At 54.8% G+C, this 2,272-nt stretch carries 3 protein-coding genes and 1 tRNA gene; 2 read left to right on the forward strand and 2 right to left on the reverse strand.

Annotated features, from left to right (window positions below):
* Nucleotides 1–637: hypothetical protein (locus tag NKI73_RS33475; RefSeq protein WP_352636318.1), on the forward strand; the 637-nt coding region annotated here is incomplete at its 5' end.
* A gap of 331 nt (nucleotides 638–968) precedes the next feature.
* Nucleotides 969–1,778: a hypothetical protein gene (locus tag NKI73_RS33480; protein ID WP_352636320.1), complete on the forward strand. Its 810-nt coding sequence runs from the start codon at nucleotides 969–971 to the stop codon at nucleotides 1,776–1,778.
* Nucleotides 1,779–1,941: 163 nt separating this feature from the next.
* Here NKI73_RS33480 and NKI73_RS33485 read toward each other — a convergent pair.
* Nucleotides 1,942–2,017, reverse strand: a tRNA-Thr gene (locus NKI73_RS33485).
* A gap of 12 nt (nucleotides 2,018–2,029) precedes the next feature.
* Nucleotides 2,030–2,272: hypothetical protein (locus NKI73_RS33490; protein WP_352636322.1), on the reverse strand; the 243-nt coding region annotated here is incomplete at its 5' end.

The raw sequence follows: 2,272 nt of genomic DNA on the forward strand, positions 1-2,272 counted from the left end.
AGCCGCTCGCTCGCTACAGCGCTACCAACGGCGCGCTCGCGAGCAGCTTCGCTACCGCCGAGCTACACCACCTCATGGGACACGACCGTTCGAGATGAGATGTGCAGTAGAAGAACGCATGCGAGAATATCTGGAGGCATGGGATCACGTCTCAAAGAAGCAAAAACAGGGTTGGGAAATAACTAAGCTAGGTTCCGCGACGGAGCGAGCATTTAAGACCGACAGTGTGATGCGATGGAGGGTGGAGGATGAGCATACAGGTGAAACGCTCGTGGTTCTCTACTATACGCCTGTAACGCGGAAACTACGCTCGAATGCGCAGCGGTTGGGCAATTATCTGCATGCTCCAAAGAAGTATCATCCCGAGGCCGACGCATGGTGGTCGGAATTCAGGGGCTTGTTGGAGGAAATGTTGCTTCAACTGCATGATGCAACGACGGGAACGCTGTTAGGGCCAGCGCTAAAGAAAGGCAATCAAATCCAGATGACCACGGATATTCCACCAGACACCGACATTGGCCTGGCTCATGTGAAGGGAGCCACGATGAAAGTTCAGATCGATCATCTTGATGAACTGCCAAAAACCCTTGAGCAGGAAGCGGTAGTGTGGAAGCGGAATGAGAGCCAAAGGCCGTAACCAACTGTCGTATGCCGCCACGGCAAGATGCGTTGTTCAGCTCCGTTGAGCGCGCGCTATTTTGCACGATCTGCGACCGAGGCGAGCCGGTGCGGCTGGAAACTCACAAGTTGCCACGGAATTGATTGCAGGAATCACGCAGATCAAAAACGATGCGAGGGCGAATTGGTCAAACGGCCAATCCGAATTTGCACCATCGACAGTAAATAACGAACCTGTGCTAAGTTCGCGCTTCACGCGAAGGGGCAAGCATGGTCGCGTCTGCAATTACTCTGACCCAAAAAGCTATCTATCGATTAATCACAAATCTACCGACGACGGAGGAGCCGTGATGGGCAATTCCGCCAAACCGCCGCTGTTCTCATATTTGGTCAAGCCGCAGTTTCGGTTGAAATCCCCGGATCGCATCCTGACGGAAACTGACTTTGATCTCGCGCGGATCACGGTGGAGGATTTTCGGTTTGTTACCAGGGGGATGACAGAAAACCTAGCGGAGGTGCCCGCCGAAATCCGTGTGCGCAGCACTATTCTGCGACGCCTGTTATCCGAACAGGACTTGTTCAATGCGGGCCGCCTCTTGCCGCCGAGCACTGAGCTGAGAGTTTGCGCTCGGATGCTAGATTTCAACCCAATCCACCCTGCCGTGCTGCTGACGTGCGGCAACTATCCTTGGGCCGGGGATCGCCTTGAAGGTGTGGCGGCTGAGTTCCTTATGAAAGGGGTGCCGCCGTTGGCTGAGGCCATCTGGAGCTATCGCGACAACGCCGATGTCTCTCTTTCCGAGTATCTGGATGGCCTCGCGATTGCGGTTTTAGGGACACCAGTGCGACGGCGAGAAGTGATCAAATATGTGGCGGACAAGAAGGCCGCCCATGTCTCGGATCGTCGGAAGCATGTGAGCGAACAAGCAATTGATCGAGCATGGTCGCACATGTCGATCACCATCGTGAGTTCCCGAAAGGAACAGGTCCAATTGAACCACGTCTACCTTGAGGTTCTCGCCGCTATTGAGGCGTTGAGATCCAGCCCATCCATCAATCGTTATATTGATGAACTCGGCAAATGGGTGGCGTCAGCGGAGATTGTCTATCCGGACTCGGCCAAAGCTGTGGGTGTAAGCCTGCCCTTGGAACCGCGTTAGGAAAAGCAGCTTGGATGTCCGTCATTGGAACGCAAATCTACGAGGTGAGGCAGGCGGCAAAACGAAGAAGGCAAGCAGGGTAGCAGCTTACCCCTGCGGTTACCCGTTGCGGCCGCTGCGGGTGTGAAATAAGCCACAAATTGCTCTAAGTGATTGATTTTTCTGGTGCCCCCGGACGGAATCGAACCGCCGACCTTCGGTTTACAAAACCGCTGCTCTACCAGCTGAGCTACAAGGGCACGGCGCTCCCGTTAGCATATTTGTTGCGCCAGTAAAGACAAAACTCCGTTTTTTTCCGGCATGTCGTATGGGCCGTCGGCGAGGGGCATCCTGAAAACCGCCAGATTGCTTCCTACATCTAGGGAAGGTGCAATCGCTTCGAGCAGGGGTGTCGCATGATCAGATTTGTCGTACGCCTCCGGCGAGGGCCGCCTTGCGCGAGCATGGCACGGAAGCGAGGCTGCGCTCTTAAGGTCGTCCTTACGAGCGTAGTT

The sequence above is a fragment of the Mesorhizobium sp. M0496 genome (assembly GCF_040321205.1).
Classification (GTDB): Bacteria; Pseudomonadota; Alphaproteobacteria; order Rhizobiales; family Rhizobiaceae; genus Mesorhizobium.